Here is a 19,169-nt window from a genome sequence, read left to right on the forward strand (position 1 = left end):
CTCCTTTCTTTAAAGCCTGACCCGGGGATCGGAAGTGTGGTAGAGGATATCGGATATGAGCGTCCCGACGACCGTCAAGATAGCCAAAAACATCGTAAAGCCCATAAGGAGCGGATAATCCCGCACCGTGAAGGATTGCATGTACAACTGGCCGATGCCCGGCCAATTGAAAATCTTCTCAATGATGATGGAGCCGCCGAAAAGGCCCGGCAATTCGAAACCTATCAACGTAATCGCGGGCAGCATCGCATTTTTCAATGCGTGGCGGTACAGCACCGTTCTCTCTTTCAACCCTTTCGCACGGGCGGTGCGGACATAATCCTGCCGGATCACCTCCAGCATGTTGCTGCGGAAATAACGGGTGAGCGACCCGACGCCGAGCAATATCATAACGGCGGCCGGAAGCAGCATATGGTGCAGCACCTCGACAACGTAGTCCCAGCCCTCGGCCCGGCTCCCCGTCGTAATCATTCCCCCTGGCGGGAGAATCTTTAAATCGACGGCGAATACTTTGATCAGGAATAATCCGATGAAGAACGAAGGAATCGACATCGCGGCGAAGATGCCGATCATAACCAGGGTATCGAGCAGCGAATATTGCTTATAGGCCGTAATAACGCCCACGACGACCGCGATGAACCAGGTGAAGAACGTGGATACCACCGCCAGCACAAAGGAGTTCCATATGTAATCCTGAAACAGGTCGAGGACGGGGCGCTGCTGAGCCAGAGAATAGCCGAAATCGCCTGTGAAAATGTTGGCCATCCAATTAACGTATCGTTCGATGACAGGTTTGTTCAACCCGTGGATTTCCCTGAGTTCCGCCTTGCGCTCCTCGCTCAAACTCAAGTTGTTATCGACATAATCGCCTGGCGTTAGGGAGTACAGGAAGAAGATTAACAGGGATGCGCCAATTAATATCAAGAGCATGTACAAGCATCTTCGGAGCAAATAGGTTCTCATGTTCTCTCCTTCATTAGTCATCTCCTTGCCTGATGGGTTCAGGCAGGAGATGTCTTCTTTGATAGAGCAGTCTAATCTTCCCTCCAGCTGCCGTCTGGCTTATTGCAGATTCCATCCCGGCAAGCTGTATGCGATTCCCGCCAGCGGGTTCAATTCGAAACCGTCGATGCGCCCGTTGATCGCGATGACCGATTTGGTATAGTTGGTAAACATGATCGGTAATTCGTCATTCAATATTTTGAACATTTCGTGGTAAATCGCTTTGCGTTCTTCGACGTCGTCCGTGGCAAGACCCTGGGCGTAGAGCTCTTCGATGCGCGGATTGTCGTAGCCCTTCGTTTCGCCTTTGATGAACCGCTCCACCCCTTGCGAAGGATCGCTGATAATCGTCGTCGAGAACGAAGCCATGTCATAATCACCGCTGTTGACCTTGGATACGAGTGTGTTAAAGTCCGGGAATTGCTCAGGCACGAAATCAACCCCGAGTTCTTGATAGTTCTCTTTGGCAACGGCAATGAAAATATCGGTATTCGGGCTCTTTGATCCCAGATAGTTGATACGAAGCTTGACCCCTTCCTTCTCCCGAATGCCGTCTGCGCCGACCGTCCAGCCCGCTTCATCCAGCAGTTGTTTTGCTTTTTCCGGATCATACGGATACGGGTTGATATCCTCCTCGGTATAGGACCACAGAATCGGAGATGATGGGATGTTGGCGATCGACGCAGCCCCTTGCCTGGAATCCACGTAAATCAGCTGACGATTCAGGCCGTAAGTCAAGGCTTGGCGAACCCGCTTGTCTTTCAATGGATCCCTCTCCAGATTGAATTGATTATAGCCGTAGTTGCTGGCCGTGGACGGAATCAGGTTCAGGAAACCAAGGGCTTTCAGTTTCTCGATGTTATCCGTCGTAGCCGAGAAGCTGCCATAGTCGACTTCTCCGGTTTCGATAAACTGCCAAGTGTCGCCTTCCGTCGTCTTGTAGATGAAGTATTCGGTCTCCGGTTTACCTAACACGTAGTGTTCATTGGCAACAAAACGCACTTCTTGGCCCGGAATGAACTTCTCCAGCTTGTAAGGGCCGTTCGTGATCGGATTGGCGTGCAGGTTCTTAATATAGTCCAGGTTGCCGAACTGATAATCCTTGCCGTAGTACGCCTTGGACAATATCGGTCCGCCAAGCACCGTCAACGCCGTTGCGTTGGTCTCTTCCAGCGTCACGGAAATCGTTCGCTCGTCGATAATTTGAATGCCTTCAATGGAATCCGCTTTTCCGTCCTTGTAGGCTTGACCTCCCTTGATCTTCGCCTCCACCACGCTGTTGAGACCGTCATACGACGGATCATGAAGCAAGGTCCATGTAAATTCCACGTCCTCGGTTGTCATGGGGGAACCATCGCTGTATTTCAGCCCTTCCCGAAGATGATACGTATACGTCAGCTTATCCTCGGAAATTTCCCATTTCTCCGCGAGACCAGGAACCGGTAAACCATCGGTATCGACGCGGACAAGCGGAGTGTACAGAACAGAGTTTACATTACCGTCATAACCCACTTGGGTGAAATATGGTGTGAATGCCCCGCTCGGATTCACCAGAGTGACGATAATGGCATCATTGCGCTGCTTCGCTCTGTCCGGTAGCTTGTTTAAATCGGTTGCCGCAAAGGGTTCTTCGAGCAAATGGCCCTCCGTATCTTGCTCAGCCGGCTCACTGGATGCGTTCGCTTCTGGAGTTGTCGGCGGCGATGCGGCCGTCTCCTTGTTAGCAGATCCGGAGGAGCAAGCAGACAATATTAAGAATAGCGACAATAACCCTAACCATAACAAACCGGAATATCGTTGTTTTCTCATAGAAACCACCTTTTCCATTTTTTAGAGTTTAACCTCCAAGTAAAATTATAATTCAAATAGGTTAAGTAGGATTTATTGCCAAACTGATGCATCAGTAAGCTCATTTTAGCCAGCGTTATTGATTCTGTAAATAGCTAACTTCCGCGTGTTTCTGTCTAGACAGAAACATTCTGACTACTTTTGGACATTACAATGTTGGCCGTAACTTCGTCGGCATTTGTTCAAATGATGGATATCAAATCATCTTTGATTCTCCAAGGTTTGCGATGGCTTCCTTCTATCGATTCTTGTCCTTCCATCTCCGTTCTATGGAATGACATGCCTACTAATAGGTAGAAATCGAATCTTCAAGCTGCATCTGTTCTTGCATCGCTACGACCTATTGGGCCCTGGGAGATTCCAGTCCGTTATTTATCTTGATGTTGAGTTGTCCATATCGACCGAATTTAGTAATTCCATTCCGGTTTTCACATAAATTTTTTTAAAAAAAAGTTTTTCCTCCCCTTCTTTTCCGATTTTTCCGGTTCCGTCTACCGACGGCATATCCACTTCCATCAAGGTACTTTTTTGTTTGAAACCGACACACCAATATTACTTTGATAAATTGGCCTAATAGAGTGTTTTGAAATTGGATCTTTAAGTGAGTCCAGTTGATTCTTATAATTTGTGTTATTTATGAAAGTTAACATTTGGAGGAGTGTAGCTTCATGTTCCATGGATTATCCGCCTTTCCACTGACCCCAATGAATGAAACAGGAATTAATGAAAATGAATTTGTTAAGCTAATTGAACGATTGGCAGCAGCAGGCGTAGACTCCATCGGGGCACTGGGTTCTACAGGTAACTATGCCTATCTGAGCCGGGAGGAACGCTACCGGGTTTTGCAACTTGCGGTCGGTTACGCTGAGGGCATTCCCGTGATGACAAGCATAAGCGCAATGCGCACGGCTGATGTGCTTCGTTTGGCAGAAGACGCACAAAGAGCAGGAGCAAGTGCGGTGCTGTTAGCTCCTGTTTCTTACCAAGCATTAACGGATGAAGAAGTATACTCCTTATATAAACAGGTGACATGCTCACTCTCTATCCCGCTTTGCGTTTATGATAATCCGGGGACTACGCATTTTCATTTTAGCGATGAACTGCATGGCCGAATTGCTGAGCTCCCCAATGTACGTTCAATCAAGATCCCTGGAGTGCCGTCTGAACCTGAAGCAGCCAAGACACGAGTAAGCCATCTCCGCGAGCTCATTCCTTCCGGCGTAACCATCGGAGTAAGCAATGATCCGTTTGCAGCCACCGGCTTGAATGCAGGTTGTGAAGCTTGGTACTCGGTGCTGGGAGGCTTATTTCCTAAGACATGCATGAGGATGACTCGATTGGCTTTGGAGGGCTTTGCAGACGAAGCCAATCTCCTTTCTAAACAGCTCGAACCGATTTGGACGTTATTTCGCCAATATGGTAGTCTTCGCGTAGTATCTGCAGCAGCAGAAATGGATAACTTGATTTCAAGTCCCAGCCTCCCTCTTCCGTTACAACCACTGAATCCTTCAGCCAGAGAGCATTTGAAGTCCATACTTGTTGACATTCAACTTATGGAATCATCTTGATTGACATCTATATTGGGGCTGTTGCGCAGCCCTAATATTTTTATGCATAGTAATTGACATGGATCAAAGTATGCTTTTATACTGTTAAATGAACTTAATATCTTACCTAAAACCTATTTGGGATGATGTGGACTTTTCTGGAGAGCTATCTCTCCATTTTCGCCACGCAAAGGCCGTACGGTCGTTTGTGTGGCTTTTTTGCGTTTAACTAAGGAGGATAATGATTAGATGAAATTATGGCACTATGCATTGATCGTTTTTTTAGGAGGCTGCAGTTATGGGGTTTTGTCCACCTTCGTTAAATTGGCCTATGCAGCAGGTTTCACCGTGTCCGCAGTAACCGGAGGACAGTATCTCTTCGGCGTTGTCCTCTGTTGGCTTGCCGTGTTATTTACCAAACAGAAAAAACTGACTCGGATCCAGACTTCAAAGCTTATCCTATCTGGAATTCCCTTCGGGTTAACGGGCATATTTTATTATCAAGCCCTACAAACTTTAAGCGCCTCTCTAGCAATCGTTATTTTGTTCCAATTTGTTTGGATCGGAGCCTTGTTGGAGTGGGTATTCCACAAGAAAAAGCCAACCAAGACGAAACTCATTTCCATCGCCTTGCTTTTGGCTGGTTCCGTGTTGGCAGCCAATATCCTATTCCAAGAACCCATATTGTTATCATGGCAGGGATGCCTCTGGGGAATGCTTGCGGCATCGTCCTTTTCCGCATTCGTATTTTTGAGTGGATCGGTTGAAAAGGAAACCCCTCCCATTTTAAAAAGCGCCCTACTTTCCACGGGAGGCGTATTGACCGTATTTATCGTTTTTCCGCCAACGTTTTTATTCGACTTGGATGTATTTGTGGGAATCATTCCTTACGGATTGGCACTGGGCATATTCGGCGGCGTCCTCCCCCCTCTTCTGTATTCGATTGGAATGCCGCATGTCGGTTCGGGATTGGGAACCATTCTTACGTCATCCGAATTGCCGGTTGTCATCGCCATGTCCTCTTTAGTCCTGGGAGAAACCATAAGCTGGTCTCAGTGGATTGGCGTGATCATCATTCTGGGCGGAATTTTTTACAGTAATATTCGATTTCGTACTCGGAACAGAGAAGCTTTGACAACCACTGTGTAAGCTAAAAGCATGTGACAAAAAAAACCGCTAAACCCAATAGGATATGGCTCGATATCAAGTAGATGGAGTAAGAACAAAAAGATGAATCCTTCGGTTCCATACTAGAACTGAAGGATTTTTGTTCTTTACGCCATTCGTTGGGGATAAGCAGTTCGGGCATCTTTGCCGATTGCATAGCTGTGAACTCGTCCATATGCTGACCCTGGCATGTTTATCGTTCAATAGAATACATCAGCATTTTATATCGAATAACCCTCTATGAATCAAGTTTGCAGTAACCGGCTGCTTTCCGATTTCTCGCGACCAGATAGACAATTGACCGATATGATGAATTTCATGGGCGATCACGTGACGCATCACTTCACCGAATGTAAATCTTTCCTGTTCCCCGTCCTGGTTCGTGTCAACCATGATGCGATCTTCCAAGCTATCATTCCAGTCGTAGACGAAGGGAGCAATTTCCGCATGGGCTCGGGCCGAATAATCTCTTAATCCTTTGACGCTTGCACAATCCTCGAACGAAGGGATATCCAGCTCTTTCCCTTGCAAATCCCCGCACAACCAGGCATATTCAACGGTCACGATATGATACAGTGTGAAGAGAATGCTTCCTATGCCACCGGTGCGTTGTTTCAACAACTCTTCCTCGCTCACGGTATCGCACCAGTCAAACCAATCTTGGCGTACTTGCCAGTTATACTCGAATAGCTTCAACATATCACAGCCTCCTGTAATCATAAACTTTGTTGCGTATACTCATGATTCGCGATCTAATTCCATTATCCTCCCTCTATGAAGATTCCGGATCCGAGGTTTACCTCTAACATATCATGTATTGTTGGATGAAGCGTCTCTATTCAAAGCTAAGAACAAAACCATAGCCATGATGCAGGACGTCCCAATCCAATCAGGTAGGATTTAACAGCACCAGCTATTTCATCAATCAATTCAGAAAAACAATGAACATGACACCTTTAATCTATAAAAAGCAGAAAAAATAACGTAACATGGCGATTCGTAATGGAGTGAGGAACTTTATATGCTTCAAACAAAAAAGCCGCATGGTATGCGGCTTTTCAGTGTATTCATGTTCTTGTCGTTTGACAAAAAACAGCGGTACGGGTAGTTTACAAGACTCGCCGTCGATCGTGCAGCACTAGAAGAATGATCATTACCATTATGATCCCCAAGATCATCCCCGCTTCCGTGGTCAACACCCGCAGCAACGGGTACTCCGGAGAAAATTGGGAGTCCGTGCGTATGGCGGAAAAGAGATTGTATGAGAATAACATTCCCGACGAAATCCACACCGTTGCCATCGGGGGGAGAAACCTTCGCGATCCGTTATCCGAAGTTAGAACCCGAGCTCCCCACGCTCCCGCGAAAGACCATGCTCCGGTACTAAACGTCAGCAGATGCCACCACACATCGCGTTCATCCACTCTTGCCGGGTCAATGCCGAAGGTCCCTCCCGCAGCCCAAAACACCTTGATGGTGCCGAGTAGAATACAGCCAACTCCAACAAACTTGGCCAATGTTTGCTGCAGCTTCAAAGTGTTCCCGGGTAAATCACGATAATCAAAGAATGTGCCGAAGGCCTCCGGCCAGCGTGTTCTGGCGTAACCTGCTAGGGCGAGAGGCAGACAAATGCCGACACCGACCAGCGATATCATGACGAAAAACTGTTCATAAACCCAAACATCGGCGGCGCCTGCCTCCTTATCCCGAGTCATTGCTGCCGGTCCTAGTACCGGAGCCAAGAGCAGCATAGGAACCAGCAGACCCGTACCCATCCAAATGGGGATGGCAACCAGCCAAGCAGGAAGACGTTCGCCCCATGGCATGCTGAACGCCAGCGCCAGCAGGATTCCGATCATTGCGAGCACTACGGTAGCTGCGTTGATCGCACGCCAACTAACATCGCCCATTTGTTCGGTCGGAATGAAGAAACCTAAAGTCCAAGCGATTTTGATCAACAGATACGGCAGCACCGATATGGCTGCTCCATAGCCGCATTTGCGACGCAAAGTCATCCATAACGGCGCCTGCAGCTCTTTCGACATTGCCATGTTATCATACCTCATGTTGGATTACTTACCTCCTTAAATAACGCTGCTTGCATATCCCATTCTATCTTCTGAATCGAAAAGTAAAGCGACCTTAAGTTTAAGAATGGGTTAAATTTCTGCATAAGTAGCCTTACGCGAGGTAATTGATCAAAAAAGAAACTGCATGCAACCGTGCACGCATTATCGAATGGATCAGGTTCGTCGGTTTCAGGGCTTACTTGATGTAATTTTCTATGTAATCTAAATGCTGCCGCCGCTATCCTTCCAAAGATAAAACGAGCTTCCGTTTGCTTCGGACTTCAACTCCCATTGCAAACCCATCTCCCTGGTCATCATGGATACAATGGACAATCCAATTCCAGCTCCTTTTTCAGGAGACTCGTTACAAGTGCCGGGACCCTTGTCTTGTACGATAATAGCCTGATTTGGATAATCCGTGATTTGAATGCCGATGTATCGGCCAGCTCCAGCATGACGCACCACGTTCTGGAACACATTGTCAATGATCCGATGAAGCCACATGGGGTCTACATTCCATAGGATCGGGCAATCAGGCAGCTCGACAACAACATCAAAGTCCTTTGCCTCGAAGATCGGATACCATTCGGCCACGCGGTTACGAACTTCTTCAGTGATATCGATCGATTGGATGTTAATGGGATACTTACCCGCCGATAGCAGTGAGTATGACAGCAGGTTATCCATCAACTTGTCGACTTCATCCAGCTTGTGATCAATGATAGAAAGCGACGTCTGTTCCTGGGAAGCAGCAGGATTACTTCGAACGGAATGAACATGCTGCCGAATGACAGTTAACGGAGTCCGGAGATCGTGGGAAATATTCGAAATGAATTGCTTACGCAGTTCCTCCTCCTCCCGCTCCCGCTGCTGACTTTCTTTAAGCTCGCAGACCATCCGGTTAAAGGCGCCTTCCAGCTCTCCAATCTCGTCTTCCTTGCTAATAACGACTTCATTCGGGAAGCCGGTCTTCCCGCTTAAGTTCATCGCTGATCGAAGTTTAATCAATCTTTTTCGAAGATTCACGAAGAACAGAAATGACAGTACCAGAAAGCATAGACAGACGGTGAAGAACATAATGGCTAACGGCATGTTTTCTGGAAACGACATTTCCGCAGATATAATATAAGATTCGGGAAGACTCATCACCATAAAGCCTTGTTTTGGATCGTTTCCGATGAGAGCCGTCAAGGTAAACGCTTCCTGGTTGCTATCCAGGGTTTGAAGCGAGAGCATATCCTCATAACTCCATTGCGCCGGGATATCGTTCGAGGTGACCTTGATCGCATTCGTTCTACCCGCCGAATCGACCCAGAACATCTCTGCTTCCGGATATTCCATGCTCAACTCGCCCAGTTGGGCTTGAATCTTCCCACTTCCTGCACCATTCAGCTTGATGGCCTCCTCTTGCCACCTACGAGTGATCTCTTCCGGACGATACATCGAATGCTCGCTGAATAGGTAACCCGGTAAATAAAACATCGCTGGAATGACTGGCCATAGCAGCAATGCGGTCATCATCAGAGCCAGGTATTTGCTCATTAACGAGGTGCGCATCCTCATGTTCTCACTCGGTATCTAACGCGGCGAATCGTCTCGATCATCTGAGGGGAACGGGAGTCCAGCCCTGTTCTCCAGATCACCTCATAGCCTTGTCCGCATAGAAAGTTTCTGGGCCAGGTGCTAATTTCCTGATTGTTTTCCATGTACAAGATCGTGAATGTCTTCATCTTCACACAGGCTCCTAACAAGTGGTATAAGGTTAGTCTAACACAGGAAGGAAATACGGTGAGCGTTATAACGAGAACTTCTATACTTCAAGCAAAAAAGCCGCAACTTTTGCGGCTTTCCTGATAGTCAATTTCGATCTGCCTATATATTCTCCTGCTTTAACGCATCAATAATGTTTTCCTTTTTTAATTTCCTGCTGGAAAAAATAATCGCAGAAACGACAATAACAAATACGGCGACGACAACAGAAAGCACACTCAGCCAGGGAACGGTGAATCCGTAGCTGAATCTGTTCGCAAATGACCTATAAATCAGAATCATCACGGCGAAACTGACGGGAAGCCCGAACAGCAGCGACTTGACTCCATAAAAAATACTTTCATAGTTCATCATTTTCGCAAAGCCCTTTGGCGTCATGCCAACGGATTTTAACATCGCAATTTCTCGCTTACGAAGGGATAAGCCCGTTGAGATGGTATTAAAAATATTCGCAATGGAAATCGCGGAGATTAATACGATAAAACCGTAAGAAAAGACGGCCGTCAATAGAATCTGTTGTTCTTCGCTTTTTCTGGATTGATATACATTGTAGACATTCAGATTGGTCTCAAACATCTCTTCGATTTCCTGCTGTGTTCTCATCGGCTCCGTACTTTTCAAATAGAGGTATGTCTGAAGGTTAGCCAGCTCCTCGTCGTCTGCCAATTGATCCATGATGTGTTCCGACACGATCATATTTAACCCACACACGCCTGCCCCGCTCATCCCCATCGGCGCTTGATCTTGATCCGCCAACGCGGCAACGGTCACCCGGCTTACCTTCGTTTCTTCCGCATTATCTTTATAGCTATTCGTTAGTTCGAAATTTTGACCGACATTCGTATACACGGCCTTTGTCTGGACATATCTCCCAGAATCCATATCTTGGTAGCGGATTGTATCCATCACGATCGCGGCAGGATGATCCGGATCCCTAAGCTGTTCGTAATTTGCACCGACGGCATTGGCATAGGCTTGCAGACTCAAATCGTTTAATGCATGGATCTTAATCTCGTAAGGGTATTTTCCGCCTTGCAGTAAACCCTTATCCTTCTTAACCATCTCTTGCAATTCATCGGCGATGTACGCTTCATCGACCCAAGCCTGCTTATAGAACTCTTGAATCAGGTTGTAATCCGTTACACCATCTAAGGATACAATCGATTGCAGCAACCGGTCGTCTATTCTTTTTCCATTGCTGTACGACAATTGAATATCATAATTGACGCCTTCCTGCGACAATTCCAGGGATTGTTTCATGCCGGTGGTAAAAAACGATACCGTCAAAAATAAAACGATGCTGATGACAAGCGAAAATACAATGGCATGATATCTCCGTTTGTTTCTTTTTAAGTTTTTCAATCCGATTTCCGCTTCGATGCCGAAGAGCTTGCGAATGAACCTCGACGTTTTCACGGCTTTCGCCGTAAGTTTAACGTCGGACGTTTGGCGAATTGCGTCCAAAGCGGAAACCTTGGATGCTTTGATCGCCGGAAGATACGTCGAAATGAAAATCGTCAGCATCGAAACAACACAGGCAATCAAGAGTGATAACGGCGTGACGATGACCGTCAGCTTTTCACTGCTCCATAATGCCCCTTCAATCATCGGGTTCATGAACCAAAAGGTGATTCCGATCCCAGCAAGACTGCATAGAATGCCAATCGGAATGCTAATCAGGCCAATAATGACACCTTCAAAAAGCACGGAATTTCGCTTCTGCCTTTTCGTAGCCCCGACGCTCGCGAGCATCCCTAAATGACGGGAACGTTCCGAGCCGGATATCGCAAACGCATTATAGATGAGCGAAACCGAGCCGATCATAATGACCGCCATCAGGATCGCCGATAAAGAGTACATCATGCTGTACGATTCTTCGTTTTTGGATAAGCCGTAATAATGCAGCAAGTCGTTATTGTATTGGACCGATTCGATGCCGTTTCTCTTTGCCACATTTTCCGCATGCGCGAACAAGGACGGTTTGATTTTCTGCAAGACCACCGCTGCATTCACGTGATCTTTTGCCCCGATCATATTTTCATCGACATAACTGATCATCGTATAACCCGGAGACCAATCCGTTTCCCATTCGGGACGCTTGATGTAGCCGACCACCGTATAATCCCTTGTCTCGATATGCTGCAAAGTTTCGGTCAAAGCGCCCTCTTCCCTGCGCAGCGGTTCAGTCTGATCCAAAGGATGATCGCCCCCTTGTTCGAATCGTTCGCCGATGCGAAGGGTTAGACGATTGCCGATTTCGTACTTCACTTTGGCGTTCGTTGCAACGGGCTCGGAGATAACGACTTCCTTGTCCGTATGGGGTAGACGCCCCTTGCTTAGTTCAACCTGAAATTGCGTGAAACCTTGCGCATCATACTCCTTGATGAACAAGTATGGTTTATTGGGATTCTGTCCCCCTTCTAAAGGAGCGAAGCCAAGATCCCTTGTAATCGCAACCGTTTTAGTTGCCTCATCGGCTTGTATCGCCGCAAGCTGTTCTTTGGTAACATCTTGATATTGGACATGCCACTCCCCGCTATCCGCGATGGTTTGCCTGATCATTAAATCCGAGAAGGAGAACACAAGCGTAGCGACAGCTGTCACCATGGCAACCGAAATGATGACGCCGATGATGGTTACGAGTGTTCGTCTCTTGTTTTGCTTTAAATTCCGGATGGCAAGTTTGTAGACAATATTCATCGACGGATCACCTCGTCTTTGGCAATCTTCCCGTCTACAATTGAAATGATCCTGTCGGCCTGCAAAGCGATTCGTTCGTCGTGAGTGATGACAATCAGCGTCTGATGATAGGTTTTATTCAACATTTTCAACAAATCGACGATCTCGCTGCTATTTTTGCTGTCCAAATTCCCGGTGGGCTCGTCTGCCAGCATGATGGCAGGGTTACTGATGATCGCTCTGCCGATCGAAACCCGCTGCTGCTGTCCGCCGGATAACTGATTGGGCAGGTGGTTTAAACGATGCTCCAAATTTAGCGTCTTTACGAGCCCATCGAACTGCTTCTTATCTTCCTGCTGGTTGTCAAGCAAGAGCGGAAGCGTCATGTTCTCTTTCACCGTTAAGGTGGGAATCAGATTGAAAAACTGGTAGATCAGTCCGATTTGTCGCCGCCGGAAGATGGCCAGTCGCGTTTCGTCCAATGCATAGATGTCCGTATTTTCAACGAAAACCTTGCCGCTTGTCGGTCGATCGACGCCTCCCAGCAGATGAAGAAGGGTCGATTTTCCCGATCCGGACGGTCCGATAATGGCCACAAATTCGCCTTTTTGAACCGAAAATGACACATCGTCAAGCGCCTTTACCGCCGATTCGCCTGTACCGTATATTTTAGACAGATGCTCGATGTTTAAAATTTCCATTTCCATAGCTCCCTCCCTTCATGCTCAATTCCAGCGATAGACCATCTCTTGATATCCAACATCCCACAGGGTTACATTTCCCTCAATGGTTATGGTAAGCTCATCGGCCTTGGGGAAATAAATCAAGCCCATATCCGGCTCGTGGCGTCCGGCTTCAACAGATACAGTCAGGTACTCATGTCCATCGGCGGTAACCCTAATGCTGCCTTGGGAATCCTGCTGATCGGGAATTCCATAATTCAAGAAAAGGTACAACTCCTTCTTATTGCCAAACGTATATGTGTACGTTTCCTTGTTTTTACCTTCAATGCTGTACACATTATATTGGGGTTCCACATCTTGACCGCCAATCTCAAAACTGGCCGTTTTGAGTCCTGTTGAAGGATTCCCAGTACTATTCCTTAAATCGTTTATCGCCACAAAGGGACCCATCTCTTTGGTGAACGCTTGGTCAACCATCCCGAAGATCCCCCACACCCCGAGCATCAGGACAATGCTGGAAATACCCGAAGCAGCAATATTTCTCCAGTAGTTTTTTCTACGAAAGCCAAGTTTGTACGCCCCGAATCCGATGGCTGCGCCCGTTGAGTTCTGAATGAGGTCGTTCATGTCGAAGCTGCCGAGGAAAGTTAGCGCCTGAATCGTCTCCAGCACAAGAATCGACAGGACGAACAAAGTCATGAAGCGAACAAAGTTGGTTCGATATAACAACGGAATCAATATGCCAAAAGGAATGAAAGCGGCGACGTTCCCGAAACCCACAAAATCCATCAACGTCGGATGTAGAAGGTCGGATAGACCTGGCAGCCTAAAAAAATCGTCCGGTAAAAAAATAAAGGTGTACCCCTTGATTTGATCTGCCTTACCTACTCTGCCGAAAGCGAAAAACAAAAAATAAAGAATAAACAGGGTGTAAAATATCGTAATAGCAAAAATAATCTTACGCTGTTGCTTCGATTGCATTGTCTTACCTCCATCGTTCTTCTGATGAATATCATTTTATCTGTCTAAAATGACTTTACAGTGACGATGGAGGTGACAATTCAGTCACTTACGGAGTGCCGCTAAATCACCTGCTTATAAAATTTAATCCGAAACTGCGTACCCTTCTCGCTGTCGCTCGTCACATCGATCACGCCGTTCTGGCTGGCAATGATGCTCTGAGCCATCGCAAGCCCTATGCCGATGCTCCCTTCGCTAGCATTCTTTCCTTTGTAGAAACGTTTGAAAATATACGGCAAATCTTCTTTCGGAATGCCTTTTCCGTTGTCGGCAATGACGATTTCCGTGTATAACGCGTTTTCGGAAAATGAGATGGCGATCGCACCGCCTTCAGGCGTATGCTCCACTCCGTTTTTCAAAATATTGATAACCGCTTCAGCAGTCCAATTGAAATCGCCGACAAAAGAGACATCGTCTTTCCCCGCAATGGAAACCGTCTGTCCCTTAATATCCATCGGAATCATTACCGGCTCTAATGCCTTTTGGATAAGGTTTTTCATGGGTATTCGATCTTTTTTGAATGGGATGGTCTTCGCGTCCATTTTCGAGAGCTTTAATAAAGAAGAAACAAGCCAGTCGATCCGTTCAAGCTGGATGCGAATATGGTGGGTGAACTCCGTTCTTTTGACCGGAGGCAGGTCAGGGGCGCTTAGCAGATCCGCCATGACGGTCATGGAGGTGAGCGGCGTTTTGAGCTGATGCGAAATATCGGAGATGGCATCCGTCAATTGAAGTTTGTCCCGCTGCAATAGCGACCGGTGTTCCGACAGCATGCGCGTCACTTTGTAAATATCATTCTTTAGGATGCTAAGCTCGCCTTCTGTATTATCCCGCACGTCAAGGGTATCATTGCCGCTGCTAATCTCCCGCAAATAGACGGACAGCTTTTCAATTTCGCGGTATCTCCATTTCGTAAATAACAAGCTGCCGCCAATGAGCAAAATCGATAGAAAGAAAACGAGCATTGCGGCGGCAGGAGAGATCATAAGAGCTGCAACAATCCCCGCAAGGCTGACGGAACCCATGACGAACAATAACATCATAATTTCTCGATTGCGCAGCATCTAATCACCAACCTTATATCCCAGTCCGCGCACGGTTTTGATCAATGTCGGATGTCCAGGATCATCTTCCAGCTTTTCCCGCAGTCTTTTGATATAAACGGTTAACGTATTGTCGTTCACGAAATCGCCGGCCACATCCCAAATTTGCTCTAATAGCTGATTTCTTGAGAGAACCTGCCCGATATGATTGCCAAAGATGAGCAATAAGCGATATTCCAAAGCGGTCAACGCTATCTCGGCACCGTTCTTGAACACTTTCCCTTCCAGCGTATTGATGCGGATATCATCGATATCCATGATGCTGTTAACTTGGGACGGCTTTTGATATCTTCTTAAAACAGACTTGATCCGCGATAGAAGTTCACGCACTCGAAAAGGTTTGGTAATATAATCATCGGCTCCCATATCAAGCCCCATCACGACATTAACCTCATCATCGATCACGGTTAAGAAGATGACCGGAATGTCACGCCGCTCCTTCACCATCTTGCACAATTCATAGCCGCTTCCGTCCGGAAGCTGTAAATCGAACAAACATAAAGCGAACTGATCGATGTCTTCGGCGAGCACCTGTTTTGCAGATGCGACATCATGGCAAATAACGGTGGAATAGCGCTCTTGCTGCAGCGAATATTCCAGACCGGACGCAATCGTTTTATCATCTTCCACTAACAAGAATTTCATATCCAAAAAGATCATCCTAACGTTATGATTAAATTTATGACCCCATCTTCATTCTGATAGTTTACCAACGCATTAGGAAAAATAAAAGCCGTTGCCTCAATGAAAACGGCAGCCGATCATTTGACCAGCTGCCTCAATATGATGCTTCAACATCAACTACGGATAGGCAAATCTCGAATCTCAAGCTTTCGTTGCTGTTGTCCATACAATACAGCCAACGCAGCGGCAATCGCCATAAAGATGGCGCTGGATGCCACGCCGAATGGCAAGCCGTATTGTTCGACGATCAAACCTCCAACGATGGGACCGATGATCTGTCCAGAGGCAAAAAAAGCAGTGGCTATGCTGAGGCTTGGCGCATACGCGTGGTGAGGGACATGACGACGAAGAAGCGCTGTTGTCATCAGCGGAGGGGTAATAAAGGAAACCAACCCAATCGTGGTGGCTCCAAGTACAGTAAAGAACATATTATTAGTGATTACCCCACACGCACCGATCGTACCTAAGGTTAATCCCGACGCCAGCGTATACCCGTTCGGCCATCGGTCAATGGCTCTGCCTCCGATCCATCCGTTAAACAAACCCGCGAATCCGATACCGGACCATATCAGCCCGGCATAGAGGGATGGAATGCCTTGGTTCACCAGATAGGGAATCAAATACGTGAAATAGATGATGTATCCCCAGCCGAAGAAGAAATAAGAAGCGATTAGGAACAAGAGCTTATTGGGGTTCAACAGGAGACGATACACATGATTGCTTTCTTGGTCCCTTGGCTTCGATTCGGTCGGCGCGGGTATTTTTACGACTCCCCTCTCTCTGGTAACAACGAACTCGAAACCGAGCGCGGCAATTACACCGAATACGCCCATGATTACCCAAGCATACCGCCAACCCTGCAGGTGTGAAGGATCAATGATAAAGGGGGCGAACAAACCCGTCACTAGAATGCCGGCAGATCCGCCCAGCCATATAAGACCCGATGCAACGCCTCGTTCCGCCGGTCGAACGGCATCCATGGCAATGGACAGGACTAACACGGTCGCGAAGGCAGATAACAATCCGATGGCGAACCGCCAAAGCCCAAGCTGGGTAAAATGGTCACTAAATGCCGAGCCGATCAAAGTTAATCCGAGCAATAAGCACGTCATCCGATTCATGATATGCTTGTGGTCTGGAAACCGGGAGATCAATGGGGAAAGACACAACGTCCCGATTAAATAACCGATAAAGTTGACGGTGCCGAGTATACCCAACTGTCCATAACTCCCCCCGATGACCCTCTGGATCCCGGGCAAAAACATGCCGTAGGAGAGCCGGGAAAAACCGAGTATCACGACAAATAATAACGATGCCCATAGCGTAATCCAATTCCATGCCGATTTAGTACCCATATCCCCCATCTTCCCCCAAAATAATAAGGCGAACCATGAACCGCTACCCTTCCTGCAATACAATCTCGGCTTCGATGCCCATCTGTTCGCACAGCTTGTGAATCCGGCGCATGTCCTGTGTGCTGGTGATCCATTCGCAACCCAAGGCTGATGCCTCGTGAGCCGCCCATTGCAGGATATAGACTATAGCATCCGCATGGGCTTCCTTCGTAGCGAAGTCCTCCAGTATCAGCGTGCCGCCCCGGATCGAAGCACGCACGTATGCCCAGTGCTGTCCGGCAAAGCTGCGTGCGACAAAACGCGTTTCACCATCCGACGGAGACTGCATGGAGAGCGCTTGCAGCCATTTGCCGAAAGCTCCTGACCCCGTCGGAGCTTTCGGGTTCCCCCATTCAAGTGAATCGGCAGCCAGCTTCCGCAATTCATCCTCGTCAGCGACGCTCTTCCACTGCTCACTTTGGTAAGAGTTCGGGAGAATCGGTTTGAAGCGGACTTGCCAGCTGCGTTCGCCTGCCCTGATGCCATTGGCATGTAGCAGATCGGATACGGTGATCATATCAAGACCTTTGGCGTGAGCATGGTGTACAAGCGATTTTACGGCCTGCGGCGTTTCTTTGGCGATTTCATTGGCATGAAACATCAAAATCGTCCCATTATCCAGCTTAGGTATCACCCGCTCCACAAGCTGCGCGCTTGGCGGTCCCGACCAGTCGACGGTATCCTCCCCCTCGATGACCAGATAGTTCCACTCCCGAAGCCATTCCAAATTCTCTTCCCGATAAGAGGCGTAAGGAAACCGCATGAAAGTCGGAACCGGCCTTCCCGTTGCTTCTTGATAAGCAAGCTCAGCCCATTTCAACTCTTCCAAGAATACGGCTTTGGTCACATCTGCCATTCTGCGGTGATGGTAGGTATGCGTGGTAAGCTCATGGCCCCTGGCTATCATTTCTCTTGCTTTCGCCGGATACCGATCAAACCACTCGCCCGTTAAAAAAAACGTCCCGCACGCGCCTCCCTGCTCCAAAGCATCCAGCCATGCGTCAACAGGAATCCGCATCGGTCCGTCATCAAACGTAAAGGCACAGTGAGAAAGCGCCGGATTGCCGCGAGTAATGACCAAATTAGACATCGTAAATCCCCCTTCTGTAATATCTTTTCATCAGAATACCGGTGTGACCCTATTGTAAAATCCCGGGAATGTTTTGTAAAATTGAATAATATGAATGAATGATTCAGATAACTTAAACAAAGGTGATGGAAATGATGGATCTTCGAGCTTTAAAGACCTTTGAGGCTTGCGTGCGTCTTGGACATTTTTTGAAAGCCGCCGAGGAACTCCAATATGCTCCTTCTACGGTAACCCTTCAGATTCAGCGTCTCGAAGCGGATCTTGGCGTTTCTTTGTTCGTGCGCGACGGAAAACGCGTGATTGTGACCGAAGCCGGCCGATGGCTCTATCATGAGGCCTCGGCTTTACTGAAATCGATCGGAGCCATGAGGCAGACCGTCTCGGATATTGCAACGGGAGATAACGGCTCAGTGCGTTTTTCCTCTATCGAGCCTGTCGCAAGCCAGCAGCTAGCGGCCGTGATAGCCCGCTATTGCAAGACTAGACCGAAGGTGCAGTTAACGATGGAAGTAGGCGGCAGCAGATCCATTGCGGAGAGGGTTCGGGCCGGCGAACTCGATTTTGGTGTTTGCTCGGCTCCACCTTCGAAGCTCATGCTGGAGTTTGAGCCGCTGTTTGAAGAAAGATTAGGCGTCATGTTAAACATGAATCACCCATTAGCCGATCGAGATAGCATCACGGCGAGCGACCTCGCGGGGCATACCATTCTAGTCAAAGAACCGACTTGTATCTATCGGGAGCTTTGGGAAACGGCGATTTATGAGGCTGGGGATAACCTGTTCTCTTGTATGGAGGTTGGAAGCTTCTTTGTGATTCAACAAATGGTAAAGGCCGAGCTCGGTATCGGGATTGTTCCGATATACAGCGGTCTGGAACAGGAGGGCTCCTTGGTTATACGACCAATAACCGATTTGAATCCTGTCATTACGATAGGCATCGCTTATAAAGACAAAAACGTCCTAGGCAAGGCAGCTTTATTGTTAATGGAGGCCATTCGGAGCATCCGCGAACCCAAGCCTGCTCTCTAAAATTCGACAGGACCTGTATGGAAAATGACGATGAGTTAACTCCCATGAAAAATTTCGGCGGTAAAGTCCCGTGCTGTTCATGCCC

Annotated in this window: 15 protein-coding genes and 1 pseudogene; 4 read left to right on the forward strand and 12 right to left on the reverse strand. The window is 47.7% G+C overall.

Features of this window, described 5'->3' with window-relative positions; all coding sequences use genetic code 11:
- Window positions 1-9: 9 nt before the first annotated feature.
- Both MHI43_RS17210 and MHI43_RS17215 read right to left on the reverse strand, forming a co-directional pair.
- Window positions 10-963, reverse strand: a complete 954-nt coding sequence (locus MHI43_RS17210) for an ABC transporter permease (RefSeq protein ID WP_015735600.1) — start codon at window positions 961-963, stop codon at window positions 10-12.
- Window positions 964-1,062: 99 nt separating this feature from the next.
- Window positions 1,063-2,811, reverse strand: a complete 1,749-nt coding sequence (locus tag MHI43_RS17215) for an ABC transporter substrate-binding protein (protein ID WP_036660988.1) — start codon at window positions 2,809-2,811, stop codon at window positions 1,063-1,065.
- Window positions 2,812-3,518: 707 nt separating this feature from the next.
- Here MHI43_RS17215 and MHI43_RS17220 point away from each other — a divergent pair.
- Window positions 3,519-4,418, forward strand: a complete 900-nt coding sequence (locus MHI43_RS17220; protein WP_036660650.1) for a dihydrodipicolinate synthase family protein — start codon at window positions 3,519-3,521, stop codon at window positions 4,416-4,418.
- 228 nt (window positions 4,419-4,646) lie between these two features.
- Window positions 4,647-5,546, forward strand: a complete 900-nt coding sequence (locus MHI43_RS17225; RefSeq protein WP_036660652.1) for a DMT family transporter — start codon at window positions 4,647-4,649, stop codon at window positions 5,544-5,546.
- A gap of 231 nt (window positions 5,547-5,777) precedes the next feature.
- Here the strand turns inward: MHI43_RS17225 and MHI43_RS17230 are convergent, their stop codons facing one another.
- Window positions 5,778-6,263: a DinB family protein gene (locus MHI43_RS17230; RefSeq protein WP_036660653.1), complete on the reverse strand. Its 486-nt coding sequence runs from the start codon at window positions 6,261-6,263 to the stop codon at window positions 5,778-5,780.
- 185 nt (window positions 6,264-6,448) lie between these two features.
- On the opposite strand from MHI43_RS17230, the pseudogene MHI43_RS17235 reads away from it, so the two are divergent.
- Window positions 6,449-6,547 (forward strand): annotated as a pseudogene (locus MHI43_RS17235) (AraC family transcriptional regulator); the annotation flags it as partial.
- 126 nt (window positions 6,548-6,673) lie between these two features.
- Here MHI43_RS17235 and MHI43_RS17240 read toward each other — a convergent pair.
- From MHI43_RS17240 to MHI43_RS17280, 9 genes are all read right to left on the reverse strand, one after another.
- Window positions 6,674-7,615 (reverse strand): hypothetical protein, encoded by a 942-nt coding sequence (locus MHI43_RS17240; protein ID WP_036660989.1) that lies wholly within the window; start codon window positions 7,613-7,615, stop codon window positions 6,674-6,676.
- Between the two features lie 240 nt (window positions 7,616-7,855).
- A complete protein-coding gene (locus MHI43_RS17245; protein WP_036660655.1) occupies window positions 7,856-9,196 on the reverse strand; it encodes a two-component sensor histidine kinase in 1,341 nt (446 codons plus the stop codon).
- Window positions 9,197-9,505: 309 nt separating this feature from the next.
- Window positions 9,506-12,103 carry an ABC transporter permease gene (locus tag MHI43_RS17250; RefSeq protein WP_036660656.1) on the reverse strand — a complete coding sequence of 866 codons (2,598 nt, stop codon included), beginning with the start codon at window positions 12,101-12,103 and terminating at the stop codon, window positions 9,506-9,508.
- On the reverse strand, window positions 12,100-12,783 hold the full coding sequence (locus MHI43_RS17255) for an ABC transporter ATP-binding protein (protein ID WP_036660991.1): 684 nt from the start codon (window positions 12,781-12,783) through the stop codon (window positions 12,100-12,102). Before MHI43_RS17255 ends, MHI43_RS17250 begins: the two co-directional genes overlap by 4 nt.
- Window positions 12,784-12,807: 24 nt before the next feature.
- Window positions 12,808-13,746, reverse strand: coding sequence for a VanZ family protein (locus tag MHI43_RS17260; protein ID WP_036660657.1), 939 nt, complete (start codon window positions 13,744-13,746; stop codon window positions 12,808-12,810).
- Between the two features lie 101 nt (window positions 13,747-13,847).
- Window positions 13,848-14,849, reverse strand: a complete 1,002-nt coding sequence (locus tag MHI43_RS17265; RefSeq protein WP_036660658.1) for a HAMP domain-containing sensor histidine kinase — start codon at window positions 14,847-14,849, stop codon at window positions 13,848-13,850.
- Window positions 14,850-15,533 carry a response regulator transcription factor gene (locus MHI43_RS17270; protein WP_015735612.1) on the reverse strand — a complete coding sequence of 228 codons (684 nt, stop codon included), beginning with the start codon at window positions 15,531-15,533 and terminating at the stop codon, window positions 14,850-14,852.
- 152 nt (window positions 15,534-15,685) lie between these two features.
- The gene (locus MHI43_RS17275; RefSeq protein ID WP_015735613.1) at window positions 15,686-16,927 is read right to left on the reverse strand and encodes a YbfB/YjiJ family MFS transporter; all 1,242 of its coding nucleotides are present in this window, start codon (window positions 16,925-16,927) and stop codon (window positions 15,686-15,688) included.
- Window positions 16,928-16,970: 43 nt separating this feature from the next.
- Entirely contained in the window at window positions 16,971-18,056 is a 1,086-nt protein-coding gene (locus MHI43_RS17280) for a polysaccharide deacetylase family protein (RefSeq protein WP_036660659.1), read from the reverse strand.
- A 125-nt stretch (window positions 18,057-18,181) separates the two neighbouring features.
- Between MHI43_RS17280 and MHI43_RS17285 the strand changes: the two genes are divergently transcribed.
- On the forward strand, window positions 18,182-19,084 hold the full coding sequence (locus MHI43_RS17285) for a LysR family transcriptional regulator (protein ID WP_341283287.1): 903 nt from the start codon (window positions 18,182-18,184) through the stop codon (window positions 19,082-19,084).
- Window positions 19,085-19,169: the final 85 nt, after the last annotated feature.

It is taken from the genome of Paenibacillus sp. FSL H8-0457 (assembly GCF_038051935.1).
Taxonomy (GTDB): Bacteria; Bacillota; Bacilli; order Paenibacillales; family Paenibacillaceae; genus Paenibacillus_AQ; species Paenibacillus_AQ lautus_A.

What these genes read in the sequence shown, in the direction of transcription:
- MHI43_RS17210 (WP_015735600.1), bottom strand. Translation starts at nt 963, where the DNA reads ATGAGAACCTATTTGCTCCGAAGATGCTTGTACATGCTCTTGATATTA.
- MHI43_RS17215 (WP_036660988.1), bottom strand. Translation starts at nt 2,811, where the DNA reads ATGAGAAAACAACGATATTCCGGTTTGTTATGGTTAGGGTTATTGTCG.
- MHI43_RS17220 (WP_036660650.1), top strand. Translation starts at nt 3,519, where the DNA reads ATGTTCCATGGATTATCCGCCTTTCCACTGACCCCAATGAATGAAACA.
- MHI43_RS17225 (WP_036660652.1), top strand. Translation starts at nt 4,647, where the DNA reads ATGAAATTATGGCACTATGCATTGATCGTTTTTTTAGGAGGCTGCAGT.
- MHI43_RS17230 (WP_036660653.1), bottom strand. Translation starts at nt 6,263, where the DNA reads ATGTTGAAGCTATTCGAGTATAACTGGCAAGTACGCCAAGATTGGTTT.
- MHI43_RS17240 (WP_036660989.1), bottom strand. Translation starts at nt 7,615, where the DNA reads ATGGCAATGTCGAAAGAGCTGCAGGCGCCGTTATGGATGACTTTGCGT.
- MHI43_RS17245 (WP_036660655.1), bottom strand. Translation starts at nt 9,196, where the DNA reads ATGAGGATGCGCACCTCGTTAATGAGCAAATACCTGGCTCTGATGATG.
- MHI43_RS17250 (WP_036660656.1), bottom strand. Translation starts at nt 12,103, where the DNA reads ATGAATATTGTCTACAAACTTGCCATCCGGAATTTAAAGCAAAACAAG.
- MHI43_RS17255 (WP_036660991.1), bottom strand. Translation starts at nt 12,783, where the DNA reads ATGGAAATTTTAAACATCGAGCATCTGTCTAAAATATACGGTACAGGC.
- MHI43_RS17260 (WP_036660657.1), bottom strand. Translation starts at nt 13,746, where the DNA reads ATGCAATCGAAGCAACAGCGTAAGATTATTTTTGCTATTACGATATTT.
- MHI43_RS17265 (WP_036660658.1), bottom strand. Translation starts at nt 14,849, where the DNA reads ATGCTGCGCAATCGAGAAATTATGATGTTATTGTTCGTCATGGGTTCC.
- MHI43_RS17270 (WP_015735612.1), bottom strand. Translation starts at nt 15,533, where the DNA reads ATGAAATTCTTGTTAGTGGAAGATGATAAAACGATTGCGTCCGGTCTG.
- MHI43_RS17275 (WP_015735613.1), bottom strand. Translation starts at nt 16,927, where the DNA reads ATGGGTACTAAATCGGCATGGAATTGGATTACGCTATGGGCATCGTTA.
- MHI43_RS17280 (WP_036660659.1), bottom strand. Translation starts at nt 18,056, where the DNA reads ATGTCTAATTTGGTCATTACTCGCGGCAATCCGGCGCTTTCTCACTGT.
- MHI43_RS17285 (WP_341283287.1), top strand. Translation starts at nt 18,182, where the DNA reads ATGGAAATGATGGATCTTCGAGCTTTAAAGACCTTTGAGGCTTGCGTG.